This window comes from Reichenbachiella sp. MALMAid0571 (genome assembly GCF_040151475.1).
Lineage (GTDB): Bacteria > Bacteroidota > Bacteroidia > Cytophagales > Cyclobacteriaceae > CAXBNB01.
On the sequence record NZ_JBDKWG010000055.1, the window covers coordinates 1 to 2542 of the forward strand.

Annotated in this window: 2 protein-coding genes; both read left to right on the forward strand. The window is 43.8% G+C overall.

What is annotated here, in order from left to right; genetic code table 11:
• The first annotated feature begins 455 nt into the window (after nucleotides 1-455).
• Nucleotides 456-1247, forward strand: coding sequence for a tyrosine-type recombinase/integrase (locus tag AAOP42_RS00750; protein ID WP_349526538.1), 792 nt, complete (start codon nucleotides 456-458; stop codon nucleotides 1245-1247).
• On the forward strand, nucleotides 1231-2346 hold the full coding sequence (locus AAOP42_RS00755; RefSeq protein ID WP_349526539.1) for an IS91 family transposase: 1116 nt from the start codon (nucleotides 1231-1233) through the stop codon (nucleotides 2344-2346). Before AAOP42_RS00750 ends, AAOP42_RS00755 begins: the two co-directional genes overlap by 17 nt.
• Nucleotides 2347-2542: the final 196 nt, after the last annotated feature.

Consider the following 2542-nt stretch of genomic DNA (forward strand, 5'->3'; position numbering starts at 1 on the left):
TCAGTGCATACCTCATGGTAAACCACCTTGCAGCTTACTAATGGTTCGAGACACGACTCTCGCCCATAAGGGACTTGCACCCTATAAATTAATACCCTACTTTTATGTAGGGAAAGATGCCCATGCTGGGCACACACAATGGCTATACGTAATGCGGGTTTTGGTGCTAAATTGAAAGTAAATGAACATTAACAAACATAACGGTAACCTGAAAGTGTTGTGGTATTTAATCCCGCACTCCGCATAGCCGGGCCGTTGAACGAACCTCCTTCGTCGGAAGCCCTTCGGGGAATGCCAAAGAACTTCTAACTTCGGAGTTCACAAAATAAGAATTGAAGTTATGAAAAAAAAGTAAAACAATCATTGAAAAAGCATGTGAACAAGTACCTAATTTTTCACAGCAGTACAAAAAACTACACCGTTCGATAGTAGTATCAGGCAAAAGCCAGAGTACCTTGACCAACTATGCACGCTGTTTGGCTCATATGGGATTGCATTTAAAATGTGACCTGTTGGAGCTCGATGACGAAGCAGTTCTCGATTACCTACATTATCTAAAAGACCAACATAATACCCCGTCGGATAGCTATTTTAAGCACACCATATATGGATTACGATACCTGTACCGCATTTATGAAAAAGTAGAAAGCAGGGTCATCCTACCAAGCATTGAACGACCCAAACAACTACCAGTAGTGCTGAGCCAGCACGAAGTAAGGTTACTGCTCAAAGCTCCCAAGCTACTCAAACATCGTTTGGTATTATCACTTCTCTATGGCTGTGGCCTGCGCAATAGAGAACTATGCAACTTGAAGATCATAGACCTTGACCTGAATCGAAAGGTGCTTCATGTGCGTCAGGGAAAAGGGCGCAAAGACAGATATGTGCCTCTTTGCGATCTATTGATACGAGGAGTCAAACAGTATTTGCAGGCTGAACATCCGGTAGAATATCTTTTCAACGGAAAAAGCAGAACGGGCCAATACATCGCTCTTACAGCTCCTGGTGTACGGTGGGCTGCACGAGAAGCACGGCGGATCGCTGGCATCAAAAAACAGGTCACCGCACATTGTCTCAGGCACAGCTACGCCACTCATCTTTTAGAAATGGGTACAGACATTGTCACTCTCAAAGAACTGCTGGGGCATGAACACATACAGACCACCCTGCTCTATTTGCATGTCGCACAGGTAAGTAGAAACTCTGCTTACAGTCCCTTAGAAAAGCTCTATGAGCACCAAGGGTAATGCTGAGCTGGCTCACATCATTGAAAATCATCGAGACAACCTCTCTGGGATTATAACCAACAGCTGGAAGACCAGAACCCTCTACGCATTAGCCAACTGTAGAACTGCCCTAATGGGTGGTCATATCGATAAATGTAATGAAGCCAGCTGTGGCAAGATCCACATCAGCTACAACAGTTGTAGAAACAGACACTGCCCCAAGTGTCAGGGGCATCTGCGTGAACGCTGGATTGCTACACGAGAAAAAGAACTCCTCAATGTATCCTATTTCCATCTCGTTTTCACTCTTCCCAGTCAGCTCAACCAACTCACCATTGAACAACCTGAGTTGGTCTATAAGATATTGTTTAACGTCTCATGGCAGGTGCTACATGATTTTGGACAAAACCCCAAGTACTTGGGTGCGCTCACAGGTATGATTGCGGTGCTACATAGCTGGGGACAAAACTTGAGCTTACACCCTCACCTGCATTGCATCGTGCCCGCTGGAGGTGTGACCAAAACGGGCAAGTGGAAACACTCTCAGTCTAAGGGGAAATTCCTGTTTCCTGTCAAAGAAATGAGTAAAGTCTTTCGTGCCAAATTTGTAGCAGCCCTGCGCAAAGAAATACACCTAGACAAAGCCCTCGCAGGTAAACTGTTTGCCAAACGGTGGGTGGTCTATTGCAAGCAACCTTTCTTTGGAGCCAAACAAGTCATTGAATATTTAGGGCGCTACAGCCACAAAATTGCCATTAGCAACAGTAGAATACTTTCCATCGAAAACGATACAGTGGCTTTTACGGCTAAGGACTACCGAAAGGCAGGTGAAAAAATGGTTTTGACTCTTAGCCAAAAAGAATTTTTGAGACGCTTTGCTTTACACATTTTACCCAAAGGGTTTACCCGTATCAGGCACTACGGCATATTGAGCAGTTCTTCCAAAAAAAGATACAAAGCAATCATAGACCAGCAGATTGGAACCTTCAAAAGACCTGAAGAAAAATCCCCAACTCTGCACCGAAGATGCCCTGCATGTAAAAAAGGCATCTTACAGACTGTATGTACTTTTGACCAAAGAGGCCCTCCAATAAATTGGATCAGTCAAATCATAAAGTGAAAAAACAACGGCTGTGGACGTAACAAAATACCTATGCCCAAACCATAGAAAAATCAGCTCAATGAAGACATTTATCCCTGATTATTGCATCATTACCTGCTTGATGACCACCAAAGTAGAAAAAATAGTGACTCTAACTCCATCAAGAACACATCAAAGACCTACTTAAATCTACAGGTCAACCAAATCCACAGAC